Raw genomic sequence first — 17,770 nt, forward strand, 5'->3', positions numbered from 1 at the left:
CCTTGGGGGTAATACGTCAAGTTGCAGGGTTATTCGCCCTGCAACTCACAGTATCTCACTCTTTATAAAGGGTCTTTACAGTAATCGAGGAAACGCGATAAGGCGTTGGAAATATGTTTCTGACGATGATGAATCAGGTACAGCTTGCGCACCAGCGGCGGGATCGGCAGGTGAATTTCCACCAGCGTGCCGCTGGTTAATTGTTCGGCGACCACCCGGCGAGATAAACAACTGATACCGATACCATGGCGAACCGCGTGTTTGATTGCCTCGGAGTTGCCAAGCTCCATCACCAGATTGAAATCTGGCATTTGCGGGAGAAGCAGGTGATCCAGCACTTCTCGCGTACCTGAGCCGCGCTCGCGCAGGATCCAAGGCTCCTGAGCCAGCCTCTCCATGGTGACGTTTTTCCCCGCCAGCGGGTTGGCCGGGGCGCAAAACACCACCAATTGATCATCCAGCCAAGGCTGGGTGAGCAGCTCGGGCATGGTGCATGGCCCTTCAATCAGGCCGAGGTCAACGCGAAATTCCGCCACCGCGTTAATCACATCATCGGTATTGCCGACATTCAATTCCAGCGGCGTCGCGGGAAAATCCAGCCGGTAATTGGCAATCATTCCCGGCAGCATATAGTTACCGATGGTACTACTGGCGCCGATGCGCAATGAACCATTGTCTTTACTGAACAATCGCTCGATTTCTGCCGCCTGCTCCAATAAAGCCAGAGCTTTAGGATAGAGCAGACGACCATGCTCGTTAATGACCAGCCGTTTCCCCACACGGTCAAACAACTGGACGCCGAGCTGACCTTCGATATCAGCCAGTGCTGCACTAACCGCAGATTGCGATAGCGACAGAACAACTGATGCCTGCGTCGTCGATCCGCTTTTCAACACCTCGGCAAAAACTTCAAGTTGTCGCAATGTAATGTGCATAAATGGTTATCCGTCACGCGAGCCACTTCGCCCGCGTTTTGTGTTGCTCATCAGAGGTTTTTTTAGTTTCAAAAGTGCGAATCGCAGAATGAACCATCCAAATCCGGCCTCATTCCTTTGGTTTCGTTTAAGTATAGCCGCAATGCACCTGTCAATCATGCTGAGCAACAGTTGTCATATTCTATACCGCTTTTTACGATAGGTTATAAAGTTATAATCAATTTCTTTTTTATATAAGCCGCGGTTAGTCTTATCTCAGGAATCACTGAGAAGGCCAACACCATGAATCATGCAACCCACCCACTCAACGAAAAACAGGCGCATCGCTTCTTCCCACAGCCAATGTGGTTTGGACGCGTTTTGCCCGGTTTAGTTCTCACCGGCGCTGTCACTCTCGTCTCCTTGTGGTTGAGCAACTTCCCGCAGCTGAACCATCTGGGGCTGAGCGCCCTGACGCTGGCGATTTTGATAGGTATGGTTATCGGCAACACGCTCTATCCGTCGATTCGACCTGTTTGCCACGACGGTGTGAATCTCGCCAAGCAGCGCCTGCTGCGCCTTGGGATCATCCTTTACGGGCTGCGCCTGACCTTCGCGCAAATCGCCGACGTCGGCGCGACCGGCATTCTGATTGACGCCCTCATGCTCTGCTCCACCTTCGCCCTCGCCTGCTGGCTGGGCAAAAAGGTCTTCGGGCTGGATAGCGAAACCTCCATGCTGATAGGCGCCGGCAGCAGTATCTGCGGGGCCGCCGCGGTGATGGCGACCGAGCCGGTGCTGAACGCCAAGAGTGAGAAAGTCACGGTGGCCGTCGCCACGGTGGTGATTTTCGGTACCGCCGCCATCTTCATCTATCCGTGGCTGTGGCAGCTAAACCTGCAACATCACTGGATTGATTTCAGCGCGGCGCAGTTCGGTATTTACACCGGTTCGAGCGTGCATGAAGTGGCGCAAGTGGTGGCAGCGGGTCAGGGCGTTAGCCCGGATGCTGAAAACGCCGCGGTGATCGCCAAGATGATCCGTGTGATGATGCTGGCCCCCTTCCTGCTGCTGCTTTCAGGCTGGAAAAGCCGGGGCAAGGTGCAGGCTTCGCAAAACGGCGGCCGCATGAGCAACATCACCATTCCATGGTTCGCCCTGCTGTTTATCGCGGTCGCCGCCTTTAACTCGCTGGATATCTTACCGCACAGCTGGATTGCGCCGCTGATCACCCTCGACACCGTGCTGCTGGCCATGGCGATGGCGGCGCTGGGCCTGACCACTCACGTCAGCGCGCTGCGTCAGGCGGGTTTGAAGCCGATTCTGCTGGCCGCCGTGCTGTTCATCTGGCTGATTGTCGGCGGCGCGGGAATCAACGGTTTGGTACAGCATTTCTTCGGCTGATAACAAACTCCTGAAGAGTTTTTAACACTTCTCTGCTGCATGCCAACCGCCAAGGCGCTATGATCCGAGCATAACAAGCATGAATCGCAGAGGAGTGAACATGAAGTTTATTGGTGCACATGTCAGTGCCGCGGGTGGCGTCGATCAGGCGGTTATCCGCGCGCACGAGCTGGAAGCCACGGCGTTCGCGCTGTTTACCAAGAACCAGCGCCAGTGGAAAGCCGCACCTCTGCCAGAGGATGTGATTGAGAAGTTTAAGGTCGCGTGCGAAAAATACGGCTACAGCAGCAATCAAATCCTGCCCCACGATAGCTATCTGATTAACCTCGGCCACCCGGTGGACGAAGCGTTAGAAAAATCCCGCGAAGCCTTCCTTGATGAGATGCAGCGCTGCGAGCAGCTCGGCCTGTCGCTGCTGAATTTCCATCCGGGTAGCCACCTGATGCAAATCGACGAAGATAAGTGTCTGGAAAAGATCTCTGAGTCGCTGAACATTGTGCTCAGCCAAACCGAAGGCGTGACGGCCGTCATCGAAAACACCGCCGGTCAGGGCAGCAACTTGGGTTTTCGCTTTGAGCATTTGGCGAAAATCATCGACGGCGTAGAAGACAAAAGTCGGGTCGGCGTCTGTATCGATACCTGCCACGCCTTCGCCGCAGGCTACGATTTACGTACTGAAGAAGAGTGCATCCAAACCTTCAAACACTTCGAAGACGTGGTGGGCTTCAAGTATCTGCGCGGTATGCACCTGAATGATGCCAAGAGTGCCTTTAACAGCCGCGTTGACCGCCACCACAGCCTTGGTGAAGGCAACATCGGCAAAACCGTCTTTAGCTGGATGATGCGCGATCCGCGCTTCGACGGCATTCCGATGATTCTCGAAACCGTCAATCCTGATATCTGGAAAGACGAAATTGCCTGGTTGAAGTCGGAGCAGAAAGCTCAGAGCTAATCTGTAAAATCTGCATTAAAAAAGGGCGCCGAGGCGCCCTTTTCTTTTACTCGTCATTCTTTCTTACTGAGCAACCACTTTTGCCGCCAGAGCAGCATCGGAGCGGCGCAGCAAGGCGTAAGAGACACCCGCCAGCAGCGTACCGGCGATAATCGCCACCAGATAGCCGAGGATTGGCGTAATTGCGCCTGGAATAAGCAGCACGAACAGACCACCGTGCGGTGCCATCAGTTTAGCGCCGAATGCCATGGAGAGCGCACCAGTCAAGGCACCACCCGCGATACAGCAAGGCAGGACACGCATTGGGTCACGCGCCGCAAACGGGATCGCACCTTCAGTAATGAAGCACAGCCCCAGCACCATCGCCGCTTTGCCGCCTTCGCGCTCACCCTGCTCAAATTTCTTACGCGCCAGAATGGTCGCCAGACCCATTGCCAGCGGTGGCACCATACCTGCCGCCATAATCGCCGCCATTGGGGCATAAACCGAGGAACTGAGCAGCGTCACGCCGAAGGCATAAGACGCTTTGTTCACCGGGCCGCCCATGTCGGTACACATCATCGCACCAAGGATTGCGCCGAGCAGAACCGCGTTCGCCGTCCCCATGGATTGCAGCCAGTTAGTCAGGCCAACCAGAATTTTAGAAACTGGCGTACCCACCACGTAAATCATCACCAAGCCAGTAACCAAGCTCGCCAACAAGGGAATGATTAGGATAGGTTTCAGTGCTTCCATACTTTGCGGCAGACGCAGCTTGCTACCAATAAATCTGGCGACATAGCCCGCAAGGAAACCGGCAATAATCCCGCCGAGGAAGCCAGCGCCGGTGCTCACCGCCAGCATGCCGCCAATCAGGCCCGGCGTCAGGCCCGGACGGTCAGCGATGGAGAAAGCAATAAAGCCAGCCAGTACCGGCACCATTAAAGCAAAGGCGGAAGCCCCACCGATTTGCATCAAGGCTGCGGCCAGCGTGCCTTTCACTTCAAAAGCTTTAATCCCGAAGGCGAAGGAGAGCGCAATACACAGGCCCCCCGCCACCACCATTGGCAGCATGTAGGACACGCCGGTCAACAGGTGGCGATACGGACCTGCGCCCGTCTCTTTCTTCTTACCGGCAGCCGCCTGAGAACCCTGCTGTTTCGGCTCGAAGACTTCGGCTTCAACCAAGGCTTTGTCCAACTCCTGCTTGGTCTTTTTCAAGGCCAAGCCGGTGGAAGTGCGATACATCGGCTTACCGGCAAACTTCTCCAGATCCACTTCAATATCAGCCGCCACGATAACCAAATCGGCTTCAGCCACTTCTTCTGGCGTGATGGCGTTACCCGCACCAACGGAACCGCGCGTTTCGACTTTCACCCACCAGCCGCGTTTTTTAGCTTCGGTTTCAATGGCTTCAGCCGCCATAAAGGTGTGAGCCACGCCGGTCGGGCATGCGGTGATCGCCACAATGCGTTTCGGGCCATTGCCTGCCGCCGCTTTAGCCGGAGCGACTGCCGGTGCGACATAAGCTTTGGCTTCCGCCGAGGCGCGTTGCAGGAAGATTTCCGGCTCGCGAATAGCCAGCGCGACATCGCCAACAAACACATTTTTGCCGACCAACTGGGCATCAGCCGGTGCGTTGTCACCCGCCACCACCACCAGCTCGGCGTCAGCGACGCTTTCAACCAGAGTGTGGCCTGTTTTCGCCGCAGCAGCAGCGAGCATTTTTTTCGCCAGTTGGCTGCGAGCTTGTCCCAGCGAACTGTCTAACATCAGCAGCGTTTTCATTCTGCCTCCTGCGGTCAATTAAAAGGTTTCAGATCAACACGGGCCATCATCGCTGCCAACTGCGGGCGATCGGTGACGCCGACGTTACTCTGGCTTACTGCCAAAGCAGCCACGGCGGTGGCGAGTCGTAAGGTATGTTCACTTGATTCACGCATCAGCAGGCCGTAAATCAGGCCGCCCACCATGGAGTCGCCGGCACCCACGGTGCTGACCACTTCACAAGCCGGCGGTTTGGCAATCCATGCGCCAGACGCGTTAACCCACAGCGCCCCTTCGGCACCCAGCGAAATCACCACGTGGGCGATCCCCTGGTCGCGCAAGGCGTGCGCGGCTTCAACCACGTCGCTCAATTCAGGCAACTTGCGTCCGGCCCAAATTTCTAATTCGCGGCGATTAGGCTTCACCAGCCAAGGTGCGGCTTTCAAACCGGCGACCAGCGCTTCGCGGCTGCTATCGAAGATGATGCACGGGCACTGGCTGCGCAGGCGCGTCATCCAGTCGGTAAAGGCTTCCGGGTCAACGCCGGTCGGCAGGCTGCCACAGACGGCCACCATGTCGAACTGGCCGAGCCATGAGAGGGAATCGGTGACGAAACGCTCCCAGTCCTGCGGCGTGACGTTAAAACCGGAGAAGTTAAAGTCGCTGACTTCGCCATCTTTCTCGGTCAGTTTGACGTTGATGCGGGTACGGCCGGAGACCACCTGAAAACGGTTGGCAATGCCAAGGTCGCTGAACAGGTGCTGAAAGCCGTCCTGATTGTCTTTGCCGAGGAAACCGCCCACGGTGACATCAATGCCTAAGTCTTTCAGAACCTTGGCAACGTTAATGCCTTTACCGGCAGCGTGCAGCCCGGCGGTTTGCACCAGATTCACTTCACCCCGTTCAATTTCAGGGCAGTAGCCGACTAAATCGTAAGCCGGATTTAAGGTAATTGTGGCAACTCTGCGACTCATGCTCCCTCCCCAAGACCCGCGGCAATAGCCTCGCCGATGGTTTTCAGTGCCAGTTCTGCATCTTCGCCCTTAGCGGTGAAGCGCAGGTGATGTCCTTTTTTCACGCCCAGCGCCACGACTTTCATCAGGCTGCGGCCGTTGGCAGGTTTACCGCTGCCATCGAGATTGGTCACGGTGATTTCACTGGTGAACTGCTTGATTACGTTAACCAGCGCGGTGCCCGGACGGGCGTGTAAACCGTGTTCATTTCGCACCACGAACTCTGCCGTCAGCAGGTTGGTTTGCTCTTCCACCTCGCTGGTCAGCAAGGCCAGCACGCCCACGGCGTCCGCCGTCAGCAAGCGTTCAGCTTTTTGGCTGATCAACAGGTCACTAAGGTAGTTAAGGACGGTTAACGGCTGGTCGTCGGCCACGGCGATGGTCAACAGCGCGGCCACGGTTTCGCCTTCATGCTCAAAGGCTTTGGCGGCCCGGCTGAAGGTCGCGGCGCTTTGCAGATTGCCTTCGGTGCTGTCACTCAGCCAGATGCCTTGGCCGAGATTGAGCGGCTTGCGGCTGATAACGTCGCTGACGAACGCGGTGTCCGCCGCGCCAATCTGCTGCAAACGACCGGCATTCAGTGCCTGAAGGGTCATCAGGTTGTCGGCGGCGACGTCGAGGGCGATAAGCTGGGTGTCGAAGTGGAATTCAGCGGCGTTTTTCTCGCCCATCAGCAGGCTGCGCAGCTCTTCAGCAGAGTCGGTTTTCGCCATGCGTTCGGCCACGCTGTCATCACTTAATACGTGAGTCAGCTGGCGCAACAGGCTGAGGTGCTCGTCAGAGCGGGCCGCGATGCCAATCACCACAAAGGCGGTCTGCCCCTCTCCCCACGCAATACCCTGCGGGAACTGGTAAACCTGAACGCCGGTGTTGAGCACCAAGTCGCGGGTATCGGTGGTGCCGTGCGGGATAGCAATGCCGTTACCCAGATAGGTAGAGGTCTGCAACTCGCGCTGCAACATGCCATCGACGTAGCCTTCGCTGACGCGCCCGGCCTGGGTCAGCGCAGCGGCAACCTGGCGGATCGCCTCTTGCTTATCGCTGGCTGACGCCCCGAGATGAATATCTTGCTGTGACAACTGGAACATAATTCTCCTCTCCTGCTGAATTTGAATCGTTTCAGCTTCATTGAGAAAAAAGGAGCGCTGCCAGATGAAACAGGTAATCGGACAACGCTGAAACGTTTCAAGCAGTCTCATTCTGGGCGATTTTTAAAGCAAGCATTCCCTGAATTGGCGTAACATTTTTTTGATGCCACGCACATTTTGCCCGTCAGAGGCCCATTTTCTACCCACGAAAAGCTAAAAGCTGAAGCTGTGCTGAAGTGCTCCTGAAGTGCTCCTGAAGTGGCTTTAAGCTGACCTTAACGGCCAAGAGAGAGGCGAAAACCGATTCCACGGCGCGGCGTTTTTTACCACAAAGTGCGGTTTTATTATTCAGTATGGCAAATACACTGCTGTTTACCTTTTTACTGATTAAAACCGGTTTTTGTTTTTTTTAAACAGGCGTAACATTCGCGCGAATTTATTACTCTCCTAGACGGATTTTCCCCTAAAAATGTCGACATCTACCGCCACAGCTCGCCGCCTCCCCGACATCACGTCAACGGCCTTTTTGATCGTTGCCTTCTTAACCGGGATCGCGGGCGCACTGCAAACTCCGACGCTCAGTCTCTTTCTGACCAGCGAAGTGCATGTCAGCCCCTTTATGGTGGGGATCTTCTTTACCGGCAGCGCGGTGATTGGCATTTTCGTCAGCCAGCTTTTAGCCAGTTGGTCAGACAAACGCGGGGACCGCAAAACGCTGATCCTCTATTGCTGCATTTTGGGCGCACTGGGTTGCGTGCTTTTTGCCTTTAACCGCAGCTACTTTGTGCTGCTGTTGGTGGGGGTGCTGTTGTCCAGCTTTGGCTCAACCGCTAACCCACAGTTATTTGCGCTAGCGCGCGAACACGCCGAAAAAACCGGCCGCGAAGCGATGATGTTTAGCTCGATTTTGCGCGCACAGGTTTCACTGGCGTGGGTAGTCGGCCCGCCGCTGGCCTTCGCGTTAGCCATGGGCTTTGGCTTTACCTTTATGTACAGCGCGGCGATGCTGGCCTTTCTGGTCTGCGGCCTGATGGTCTGGATGTTCCTCCCGTCCATGCCGAAAGCGCGGGTCAAAACCACCGCCACCATTGAAGCACCTCGCCGCAACCGTCGCGACACCCTGCTGCTTTTTATCGCCTGCACATTAATGTGGGCCGCTAACAGTATTTACCTGATCAACATGCCGCTTTACGTGGTGAACGAGCTGCACCTGCCGGAAAAACTGGCGGGAATTTTGATGGGAACCGCCGCTTGTTTGGAAATTCCCACCATGCTGATCGCCGGCTATCTGGCGCGCCAGTTGGGTAAACAGTTCCTGATGCGCTGCGCGGTGATTGCGGGGGTGGTGTTCTACGCCAGCGTGCTGTTCAGCACCAGCCCAATGGCGCTGATTGTTTCACAGTTGCTGAACGCCATTTTCATCGGCATTTTGGCGGGAATTGGCATGCTCTACTTTCAGGATTTAATGCCGGGTCAGGCGGGCGCGGCCACCACGCTGTTCACCAATTCAACCCGCGCAGGCTGGATTTTGGCCGGGTCGCTGGCGGGCGTCATTGCCCAGTTCTGGAGCTATCACGCCGTGTTTTATGCAGCTTTCGCGATGGTGGTCGGCTCGGTGTTTTGTATCTGGCGGGTGAAAAATGTCGATGAAACACCGGTAGAAGCGACAATCACGATCAATGAATGACGGTGCATTCATTACCGTCAATTAAGGCGCGGTATCCGCTTCCAGACGAGTGAGGTAGATCAAGGCGTCGTCGCGATGGGTATGACACATTTCGCGGCTGGCTTGCAGACTGGCACAGACCTTGGGGCGCAGCGGCGAAGTGAAAATGCCGCAGAGGAAATTGTCCGCCAGATGGATGCAGCGCGTGTTGGCCGGTTTGCCGTTTGGCATCCCCGGTATCGGGCTGGAAATCGAGGGCGCAATACAGCAAGCGCCACAATTGGTACGGCAATCCATTAGCGCCTCCGTTTGGCGGGTTAATTGAGGCGCGACAATAACAGTCGCCCTTATCACTCTCCAGCGAAATCTTTCTCCCGTGACCACTTTATGGCTAGACTTTATGATGCGACAAATGGCGCTAAATCGGCGGCAAAGTGCGGGATAACGAGTAATCTGCTTGCCTGAAATCGGCGGCGCGAGTAACGTGTCGCCAAATATTTTTAACTCCCCTTATGACAGGTTATTTATATGGCACGTGCTAACGAAATTAAACGCGGCTTCGTTGTTAACTACGACGGTAAATTGCTGCTGGTAAAAGACATCGATGTTCAAAGCCCAAGCGCGCGCGGTGCCAGCACCCTGTACAAAATGCGCTTCTCCGACGTGCGCACCGGCGGCAAGGTTGAAGAGCGTTTTAAAGGCGACGACATTCTCGATACCGTCACCCTGACCCGCCGTAAAGTGAACTTCTCTTACGTCGATGGCGACGAATACATCTTTATGGATGATGAAGATTTCACGCCTTACACCTTCAACAAGGCGCAGATCGAAGACGAACTGCTGTTTATCCCGGAAGAAGGTTTGCAGGGCATGCAGGTCTTGACGCTGGACAGCCAACTACTGGCGCTGGAATTGCCACAAACCGTGGATCTGGAAATCATCGAAACCGCCCCAGGCATTAAAGGCGCGTCAGCCAGCGCACGCAACAAACCGGCGGTCATGAGCACCGGTTTAAGCATTCAGGTCCCCGAGTATCTGAGCCAGGGCGACAAAATCCGCATTCATATCGCAGAGCGTCGTTATATGGGCCGTGCTGATTAATCAGCGGCGAATATGACTGCACATCAAGAGCGCCTCGGCGCTCTTTTTTATGCCTGAAAAACTCGAGTTTCATTCCGCACTCATTCCACTTTCGATCTACTTCACAGATTCTATCTGAATCTGGACTAACCAATTTTCATTTCTGTCGTATGACTTTACACTCGAAGTCCTGATTTATGGCCCCATTGTCATCTGCATCACCGCTCCTGGCAGGCCATTAAAGAAAAAGACCTATTTTGGCCTGACCAATTAATCTAATTCTTATCATTGGAGTGATGCATGAAAACAATCGCCACGGAACACCTCCCTTCGCAAGTCCAGCTTCCCCAATACGATCGCGACCAGCTGAAAAGCCGCATCGTGCATATTGGCTTTGGGGCTTTCCATCGCGCCCATCAGGCTTTGATGACTGACCGTGTGCTGAATAAGCAAGGTGGTGATTGGGGGATTTGTGAAGTCAGCCTGTTTGGTCGCGACAATCTGATTAAAGCGCTGCGCCAGCAGGACAACTTATTCACCGTGCTGGAAAAAGGGGCCGAAGGTAATCAGGCCATCGTGATCGGCGCGGTGTGTGAAACCCTGCATGGCCGGATCGAAGGCATTAACGCCGTGGTGGAGAAACTGGCTGAACCTCAGGTGGCCATTGTCTCACTGACGATCACGGAGAAGGGCTACTGCATTGAGCCGGGCAGCGGCAAGCTGGATCTCGACAACCCGCAGATTCAGCAAGACCTGACTGGCGAACAGACGCCGTCAACAGCGCCGGGCATTCTGGTCGAAGCCCTGCGGCTGCGCCACCAGCACGGTTTGCCGGGCTTTAGCGTGCTGTCTTGCGACAACATCCCGGAAAATGGTCACGTGGTGAAAAATGCCGTGCTGGGGCTGGCTCAGGCGCGCTCCGCCGAGCTAGCCGCGTGGATTGAAAGCCATGTCACCTTCCCAAGCACCATGGTGGACCGCATTGTTCCTGCCGCCACGGAAAACGCCCTCGACGAAATCACCGAGGCGCTGGGCGGCGTGGCTGACCCTTGCGGTATCGCCTGTGAGCCATTCATCCAGTGGGTGGTAGAAGATAACTTTGTGGCGGGCCGCCCGGCGTGGGAAGAGGTCGGCGCGCAGCTGGTCAGCGACGTGCTGCCCTTCGAGCAGATGAAACTGCGCATGCTGAACGGCAGCCACTCCTTCCTTGCCTATCTTGGCTATTTGGCGGGTTATCAGTACATCAATGAATGTATGGAAGACCCTAACTATAAGCGCGCAGCGCGCAATTTGATGCTGAAAGAACAGGCGCCGACGCTAAGCGTCAAAGGCATTGATCTGGAAGCTTATGCCGACAGCCTGATTGCCCGTTACAGCAACCCGTCGCTGAAACACCGGACATGGCAGATTGCGATGGACGGCACCATGAAGCTGCCGCAGCGCATGCTCGACTCCGTGCGTTGGCATCTGCAAAACGGCGGCGACTTCAGCCTGTTAGCCATAGGGGTTGCGGGTTGGATGCGTTACGTTGGCGGCGTGGATGACGCCGGTGCGGCGATTGAAATCAAAGATCCGATGGCAGACAAACTGGCAAAAATTGTCAGCGAGAGTGAAGACGGCGAAGCGCGAGTCAGCGCCCTGCTGGCCCTCCACTCCGTGTTTGGCGACGCGCTGGCGAAAAACGCACAGGCCGTGGAGGCCATTCAGCAGGCTTACGCCAGCTTGCAGCGGCATGGCGCGAAGCAGAGTGTCGCCAATTACGTGGGTTAAGATGCAGAATTGATGCTGACACGGCTGCTTTCGGGCAGCCGTTAATCATTTAGCAGAGAGGGCGTGGATTCAAACAGATAACCATCGAAAGCCGGATCTTCAGCGTCCGACACCGCCAGCAGCAGCGTTTTGACATTTTCCAGATGCTGCCACATCGCCTGTTTTGCCGCTTTGGCATCGCGCCGCAGCACTGCTTGTAGGATTGTTTGGTGATCTTGCAGCCATTGATGATGATCGTTTTTCCCCACATGCTGCTGGATGCCGTGCCACATAGGGCTGCGATGGCGCACCTGCCACAGCTCCGCCACCATATTGGCTAATACGCTGTTTTGAGACGCCTGTGCCAGCAGGTTGTGAAACAGCTCATCGGCAGTTTCATCCACCACGCCCTGCTCGATAAATTGCCGCTCCATCTCAATAGCATCGCGCATTTTTAAGATGTCAGCCTTGGTGGCCTGGGTGGCGGCAAAGGCGGCGACTTCGCTTTCCACCAGCTGTCGCGCCTGAAGCAGCTCAAAAGGTCCAAATCCGCTATCCCCCTGAAAAGTACTCCACTTCCCCGACGGCTCCGGCTGCTGGGTCAGCACATAGACGCCGGAGCCTTTACGCACTTCAACCACCCCTTCTAGCTCAAGCATGATCAGGGCTTCGCGCACCACGCTCCTGCTAACGGCAAAGCTTTCGGCAATTTCTCTTTCTGGGGGCAGCCTGTCGCCCGCCATAAAATCCCCTGCCGCAATGGCGCTACGCAGTTTGCCGCCGATGTCCTGATAAAGCCGCATTGAATGACTCCAAGGGAGAATTGGTCTGGCAGATTAAACGAGGATTATTCGTTTAGCGCCATAGAATAGGGAAAAGTATATCACCGGGTTATTAGTGCAACGAGTATCAAGGGCGGGAAGTGCTGACGAGGTCAAAATTGGGCTGACCAAAAGCTGGATAGGTCAGGCCGAAAAGGAGGCAAGCAGGTCGCTTTCCTCCTTGGTCGACATGAGTATTAGCCCGCTAGTTGTAACTAACGGTCATGATAGCCAGATGAGGATTGTTATTAACATTACGGGTAGAAACCTGCCCGATAGAGTGCGGCAGTGAAAAATTAGGAAGATTTTTAGTATCGATAGTGTTGGTCTGCTGGATGGTTTTACCGCCCCTGTAGCATTCACTGACCACTTTATTGGCGGACGTATTCAACATACATCCATCTTCAACGATGGCGCCATAAAAACGGATGGTGCCCCCTGAAGAACTTACTGCTGCCTGTGTCATCCCTGAGGTACAAAATCCAAAAAACAAGATCGCAATGATTTTGTTCATGGGTGCCTCAATTACAGTTAGTTTACTTACGTGAAACATTAATTTAACCAATATAAAAATACAGACTTATCTGACAAATAAGTAGGGTTTTGCCTACAAGATTTTCTTATGCACAACGTGCTCTACACCTCTATTTCATCGGCGGAATACTGGATTTTCTTGATAGCTGGCGGCATCTTATTACTCCAAATAATGACCCATGACATGTAATGCCAACAAAACCGTTTATTTTCATATAGTTAACGCAACGCCTTTAATAAGGGATTTTTGATGACCAAAACCAATCTGATCACCGGCTTTTTGGGTAGCGGAAAGACCACTACCATTCGCCATTTGCTGGCTCAGAAACCTGAGGGGGAAAAGTGGGCGGTATTGGTTAACGAATTTGGTGAAATTGGCATCGACGGCGGCCTGTTGGCAGACAGCGGCGCGGTGCTGAAAGAGATCCCCGGCGGCTGCATGTGTTGTGTCAACGGACTGCCGATGCAGGTAGGCCTGAACATGCTATTGCAGCAGGCAAAACCGGACCGGTTGCTGATCGAACCCACGGGCTTGGGCCATCCGAAGCAGATTTTGTCGCTGCTAGGTTCCGAGGTGTACAAAAGCTGGCTGACCCTCAACGCTTCACTCTGCCTGCTTGATGCGCGCAATCTCAGCGACCAACGCACGGTGGAAAACGAGAATTTCCGCGATCAGCTGGCGGCAGCGGACATCATCGTGGCAAACAAGTCCGACGTTTATAGCGAGCACGACCAACAAGCGCTTAGCGCGTGGCAGGGCCAGTGGGCCGCAGGCCGTGAAGTGGTGATTGCTGCTCAGGGGGAGATTGATATTAGCCTGCTGGACAAGCCGCGTTTAAACCAAGTACAGCTACCCGACGGCGCGCACCACCACTCTCACCCTGCACAAAAAGGGTTGGCGGCGCTCAGCCTGCCAGGCCATCAGCGCTGGCGGCGGGCGTTAAATCAGGCTGACGGCTATGCAAGCTGCGGCTGGATTTTCGACCAAGAGACGGTTTTCGACACTACAGGTTTGCTCGACTGGGTGCGCCTGGCGCCGGTAGACCGAGTGAAAGGCGTCATGCGTATTAAGGAAGGCACCTTGGTGGTCAACCGTCAGGGAGAAGATTTGCATATTGAAACTCGCCCGATGGCGCCCTTAGACAGCAGAGTTGAGCTAATTACTCGCAATGAAACCCAGTGGAATGAACTACAATCTTCTTTGTTGAAGATTCGTTTAAGTTAAGCGGCTTACCGTATCGCCCACAATATTACTTAACATTCGCTAATTAACAGGTCCCTACTTATGTGGCGTCGCAATATCCCCTCTATCCTGATACTGAATGTATTGGGTATTGCTTTGTTTTTATCTTATTACCTGCCCGCGAACCACGGCTTCTGGTTCCCTATCGACTCGTCGATTTTCTTCTATTTCAACCAACATTTGGCGACTAACCAGACCTTCCTGCACGTGGTAGCCATCACCAACAACCGGGCTTTTGATGGTATTTCACTGCTGGCAATGGGCCTGTTGTACTTTTCTTACTATATAAAGAGGGATACCGCCGGACGCCGCCAGATGATTTTGATTGGTTTCGTCATGCTGCTGACCGCCGTGGTGCTTAACCAGCTGGGGCATTTACTGCCCGTCAGTCATAAAAGCCCATCGCTGAGCTTCCCAGATGTGAACCGCGTGAGCGAATTGACCGGCATTCCGACCAAAGACTCTTCGGGCGACAGTTTCCCCGGCGACCACGGGATGATGCTACTGGTGTTCACCTGCTTTATGCTGCGCTACTTGGGTAAAACGGCCTTTGGCGTTGCGCTGCTGATCACCGTCATCTTCTCCCTGCCGCGCCTGATGATCGGCGCACACTGGTTTACCGACATTGCAGTAGGGTCATTGTCCGTGGTGTTGGTGGGAGCAAGTTGGTGGTTGATGACCCCGGCAAGCGACAAATTGGTAGGTTGGTTAGACAGAACATTACCCAAGTTGCGTTCAAAATAAGCCATTTTTAGACCAAGCATATTTTTTAACATCTATTCATAAATATTATGGTTCGGCAGGTTAATCTCACACTGCCGAACTTTTCGTTTAGACATTATCTGGCATAGCTTTATTGAATTTTTATTACATAGCCCGCTTGTGCTGTGCTTTTGAGCCAAAGCCGTACAAATAACGCTCATCTCTTTTTACATTAACGCTAACATCACTTTACATCACAATTTCATATAAAAAATCCCGCAAAACCTCTCGCAATCCCTTATTCATTACGGTACTCTCCAAAATGCTTGCACAGAAATGTGGCATAAATGGCTTGATCCAAGAAAAAGTGTGTCGTAACGCACATTTCCCTCGTCAGGCGTTTGCTGCTCCTGTTTGCGGCAGGTAGTCTCGCTTCGTTTGGCAATTTATAACGATTAAATCGTTAAGGACTTCAAGGGATAACAACAACAATGGTCAAGTCTCAACCGTTTATGAGATATGTTCTGCGGCTGATACCCGCAATTGGCGCGGCAATTCTTCTCTCCGCGTGTAGTGGCACACATTCTTCGAATACAGAAAACGCGCAAACTGATATGCGTGCAGTAAATGACAAAGATGGTCTTCTACTGCAAGCCTCTCAGGATGAATTCGAAGCAATGGTTCGCAGCGTCAACGTAAAATCCAAAATCATGGATCAGTACGCTGACTGGAAAGGCGTTCGTTATCGGTTAGGTGGTGACAGCAAGCGTGGTATCGATTGCTCAGCCTTCGTTCAGGTAACCTTCCGCGAACAATTCGGCATGGACTTACCTCGTTCAACTTATGAACAAGAGGAAAAGGGCAAGAAAATCCAGCGCACGAAATTACGTGCCGGTGATCTGGTTCTGTTCCGTGCAGGCTCTACGGGTCGCCATGTAGGCATTTATTTAGGTAACGATCAGTTTGTTCACGCTTCCACCAGCAACGGTGTGATGATTTCAAACTTAAACGAAACTTACTGGAATAAACGTTTCCGTGAAGCAAGACGAGTTTTAGTTAGTGGTGAACATAGCTAACGTATAAATAAACTCTTGTTGTCCCAAGCCAAGCGAACTATAAAAAACGTCATCTCCGGATGGCGTTTTTTTTTGTTAATTTTATTAGGCTTCGTTATAAAAATATTTGAAGTTTATTTAATGACAGTTAATCATTTCTCTACGTTATACTTTAAATTCCGCAACATACTGAGTGAAGGTTGAAAAAATGGGGTTGAATTCGGCTCTCACCCATAGTGTTTTACCCAGACGTACTTATCTTATTCGAAGCCTATTTGCCGCCACCCTGCTCTTTTTCATTTTCTCTGCCGCAACGCTCTACACCATTGCGATAAAAAATAAACAGCAACAACAGCAAGTCAGCGATCGCACCGTAGAGTACAGCAAAGCGTATTTGCAAAATCTCACCGCAACCATGAAACGCCTTAGTCAGTTGCCAGAGAAAAACTGTGACATGGCAACCGATCAGCTAAGCCGCGACGCGGCCCTTACCCTTGGGGTTCGCGATTTCCTGCTGGTCCGTGAAGGCAGGGTCTACTGCTCGTCGGCGACCGGCGAAATGTCTCTGTCTGTGCAAGACTTTTTCTCCGGACTCGACTGGCGCAAGCCGCTGGATATTCAGCTTGAGCAAGGCACCAGTTTCATTCCAAACCGGCCGGTGATTGCCGTCTGGTATCGCAACCCTGACGTCAGCGACAGCGGCATTTTGGCCACCATTGAGCTGACGCTTTCTCCTTATATGCTGTTTGCCCAAACCGACGAAGGCTACCACGGCTTTGCACTGATAGTCGGTGACCGGGCGCTGACCTCCATCGGCAGCTCGCTGATGGCGGTAAAAGATCTGCCCCATAGCCACTATTCTGAAATCAAAATCGATGACTATCCTTTCACTCTGCGCCTCTACGCGCCGCAGCTGACGGGTGAAAACATTCGCTTTACCCTGCTTGCTAGCCTGCTGCTGAGTTTGATGGTCGGCGCACTGATCTATTTCACCCTGATAAGCCGCCACAGCCCGGAGCGCGAAGTGCTGCTTGGCCTGAAGCACAACCAATTCTTTGTGGAATATCAGCCGGTTATGGAGACCCAAACCCTGAAAGTGGCGGGTATTGAAGCCCTGATGCGCTGGCATCACCCGGTGGAGGGGCGCATTCCACCGGACATCTTTATCAATTTTGCCGAGTCGCAGGGATTGATCGAGGCGTTGACCCGTCGCGTGATGCAGCTGGCAGCCGCCGATGCCCATCGCCTGATGCAGGTCATGCCGCCAAAAGCCAAATTCGGCATCAATATTTCGCCACATCACATGAAAAAAAGCAGCTTCCGCGATGACGTGATGGACTTCCTGTTCGCCATGCCAAAAGACTATTTTCAGGTGGTGTTTGAAATTACTGAACGCGGCATGGTGGATAACGAAAGCGCCATGCGGGAATTCAACTGGCTGCGTCAGCAAGGCATTGAAATCGCCATTGATGACTTCGGAACCGGCCACAGCGCGTTGATCTATCTGGAGAAATTCACGCTGGATTACCTGAAAATCGATCGCGGCTTTGTGATGTCTATCGACCAAAACACCCTGATCGCCCCGGTGCTGGACACCGTGCTGAAACTGACCGAAGAGTTAAACCTGAAAACTATCGCTGAAGGGGTAGAAACGGTTCAACAGGCCAAATACCTGCGTAAACACGGCGTCAGCCTGCTTCAAGGCTACCTCTACAGCAAGCCACTGCCGGTGGATGAAATCATCGATTACACACGCCAAGTGAACGGCGGATTGCTCTCCCCTGAAAAGTAAAAGGTTCTTAA

At 53.6% G+C, this 17,770-nt stretch carries 16 protein-coding genes; 9 read left to right on the top strand and 7 right to left on the bottom strand.

Translation table 11 applies throughout. The features are described 5' to 3' along the window. Nucleotides 1-62 precede the first annotated feature (62 nt). Nucleotides 63-935 (bottom strand): DNA-binding transcriptional regulator YeiE, encoded by an 873-nt coding sequence (gene yieE, locus ACT3RT_RS02685; RefSeq protein WP_353502706.1) that lies wholly within the window; start codon nucleotides 933-935, stop codon nucleotides 63-65. 342 nt (nucleotides 936-1,277) lie between these two features. On the opposite strand from yieE, the gene ACT3RT_RS02690 reads away from it, so the two are divergent. After that, complete coding sequence (locus ACT3RT_RS02690; protein ID WP_496202598.1) at nucleotides 1,278-2,318, top strand: YeiH family protein; 1,041 nt, start codon at nucleotides 1,278-1,280, stop codon at nucleotides 2,316-2,318. 100 nt (nucleotides 2,319-2,418) lie between these two features. Next, entirely contained in the window at nucleotides 2,419-3,270 is an 852-nt protein-coding gene (gene nfo / locus ACT3RT_RS02695; protein WP_396132461.1) for a deoxyribonuclease IV, read from the top strand. 63 nt (nucleotides 3,271-3,333) lie between these two features. On the opposite strand, the gene fruA is transcribed toward nfo, so the two are convergent. Genes fruA through fruB form a run of 3 tightly spaced genes read right to left on the bottom strand, consistent with a single transcriptional unit; the run spans nucleotide 3,334 to nucleotide 7,117 of the window. Then, entirely contained in the window at nucleotides 3,334-5,037 is a 1,704-nt protein-coding gene (fruA, locus tag ACT3RT_RS02700; protein WP_496202457.1) for a PTS fructose transporter subunit IIBC, read from the bottom strand. Between the two features lie 14 nt (nucleotides 5,038-5,051). Continuing rightward, on the bottom strand, nucleotides 5,052-5,990 hold the full coding sequence (gene fruK, locus ACT3RT_RS02705) for a 1-phosphofructokinase (RefSeq protein WP_034791626.1): 939 nt from the start codon (nucleotides 5,988-5,990) through the stop codon (nucleotides 5,052-5,054). Continuing rightward, nucleotides 5,987-7,117: a fused PTS fructose transporter subunit IIA/HPr protein gene (gene fruB, locus ACT3RT_RS02710; protein ID WP_396132459.1), complete on the bottom strand. Its 1,131-nt coding sequence runs from the start codon at nucleotides 7,115-7,117 to the stop codon at nucleotides 5,987-5,989. Before fruB ends, fruK begins: the two co-directional genes overlap by 4 nt. A 469-nt stretch (nucleotides 7,118-7,586) precedes the next feature. Here fruB and ACT3RT_RS02715 point away from each other — a divergent pair, with 469 nt between their 5' ends. Then, entirely contained in the window at nucleotides 7,587-8,804 is a 1,218-nt protein-coding gene (locus ACT3RT_RS02715; protein ID WP_353502712.1) for a sugar efflux transporter, read from the top strand. Nucleotides 8,805-8,825: 21 nt separating this feature from the next. Here ACT3RT_RS02715 and ACT3RT_RS02720 read toward each other — a convergent pair whose 3' ends face one another. After that, entirely contained in the window at nucleotides 8,826-9,080 is a 255-nt protein-coding gene (locus ACT3RT_RS02720) for a YkgJ family cysteine cluster protein (RefSeq protein WP_353502713.1), read from the bottom strand. Between the two features lie 231 nt (nucleotides 9,081-9,311). Between ACT3RT_RS02720 and yeiP the strand changes: the two genes are divergently transcribed. Together yeiP and ACT3RT_RS02730 are read left to right on the top strand one after the other, a co-directional pair. Next, nucleotides 9,312-9,884, top strand: coding sequence for an elongation factor P-like protein YeiP (gene yeiP / locus ACT3RT_RS02725; RefSeq protein WP_034791630.1), 573 nt, complete (start codon nucleotides 9,312-9,314; stop codon nucleotides 9,882-9,884). A 279-nt stretch (nucleotides 9,885-10,163) separates the two neighbouring features. After that, nucleotides 10,164-11,633: a mannitol dehydrogenase family protein gene (locus tag ACT3RT_RS02730; RefSeq protein ID WP_496202458.1), complete on the top strand. Its 1,470-nt coding sequence runs from the start codon at nucleotides 10,164-10,166 to the stop codon at nucleotides 11,631-11,633. 41 nt (nucleotides 11,634-11,674) lie between these two features. On the opposite strand, the gene ACT3RT_RS02735 is transcribed toward ACT3RT_RS02730, so the two are convergent. Next, nucleotides 11,675-12,415, bottom strand: coding sequence for an FCD domain-containing protein (locus ACT3RT_RS02735; RefSeq protein WP_353502715.1), 741 nt, complete (start codon nucleotides 12,413-12,415; stop codon nucleotides 11,675-11,677). Between the two features lie 223 nt (nucleotides 12,416-12,638). Beyond that, nucleotides 12,639-12,947 carry a YmdA family protein gene (locus tag ACT3RT_RS02740; RefSeq protein ID WP_353502716.1) on the bottom strand — a complete coding sequence of 103 codons (309 nt, stop codon included), beginning with the start codon at nucleotides 12,945-12,947 and terminating at the stop codon, nucleotides 12,639-12,641. A gap of 270 nt (nucleotides 12,948-13,217) precedes the next feature. On the opposite strand from ACT3RT_RS02740, the gene ACT3RT_RS02745 reads away from it, so the two are divergent. From ACT3RT_RS02745 to ACT3RT_RS02760, 4 genes are all read left to right on the top strand, one after another. Further along, complete coding sequence (locus tag ACT3RT_RS02745; protein WP_353502717.1) at nucleotides 13,218-14,192, top strand: CobW family GTP-binding protein; 975 nt, start codon at nucleotides 13,218-13,220, stop codon at nucleotides 14,190-14,192. Between the two features lie 60 nt (nucleotides 14,193-14,252). Continuing rightward, nucleotides 14,253-14,954, top strand: coding sequence for a phosphatase PAP2 family protein (locus ACT3RT_RS02750; protein WP_353502718.1), 702 nt, complete (start codon nucleotides 14,253-14,255; stop codon nucleotides 14,952-14,954). Between the two features lie 449 nt (nucleotides 14,955-15,403). Then, on the top strand, nucleotides 15,404-15,988 hold the full coding sequence (gene mepS / locus ACT3RT_RS02755; RefSeq protein WP_034791636.1) for a bifunctional murein DD-endopeptidase/murein LD-carboxypeptidase: 585 nt from the start codon (nucleotides 15,404-15,406) through the stop codon (nucleotides 15,986-15,988). A 187-nt stretch (nucleotides 15,989-16,175) separates the two neighbouring features. Continuing rightward, nucleotides 16,176-17,759 (top strand): cyclic di-GMP phosphodiesterase, encoded by a 1,584-nt coding sequence (locus tag ACT3RT_RS02760; RefSeq protein WP_496202459.1) that lies wholly within the window; start codon nucleotides 16,176-16,178, stop codon nucleotides 17,757-17,759. Nucleotides 17,760-17,770: the final 11 nt, after the last annotated feature.

Origin of the sequence: Ewingella sp. AOP9-I1-14, assembly GCF_052375995.1 — a bacterium.
GTDB lineage: Bacteria > Pseudomonadota > Gammaproteobacteria > Enterobacterales > Enterobacteriaceae > Ewingella > Ewingella allii.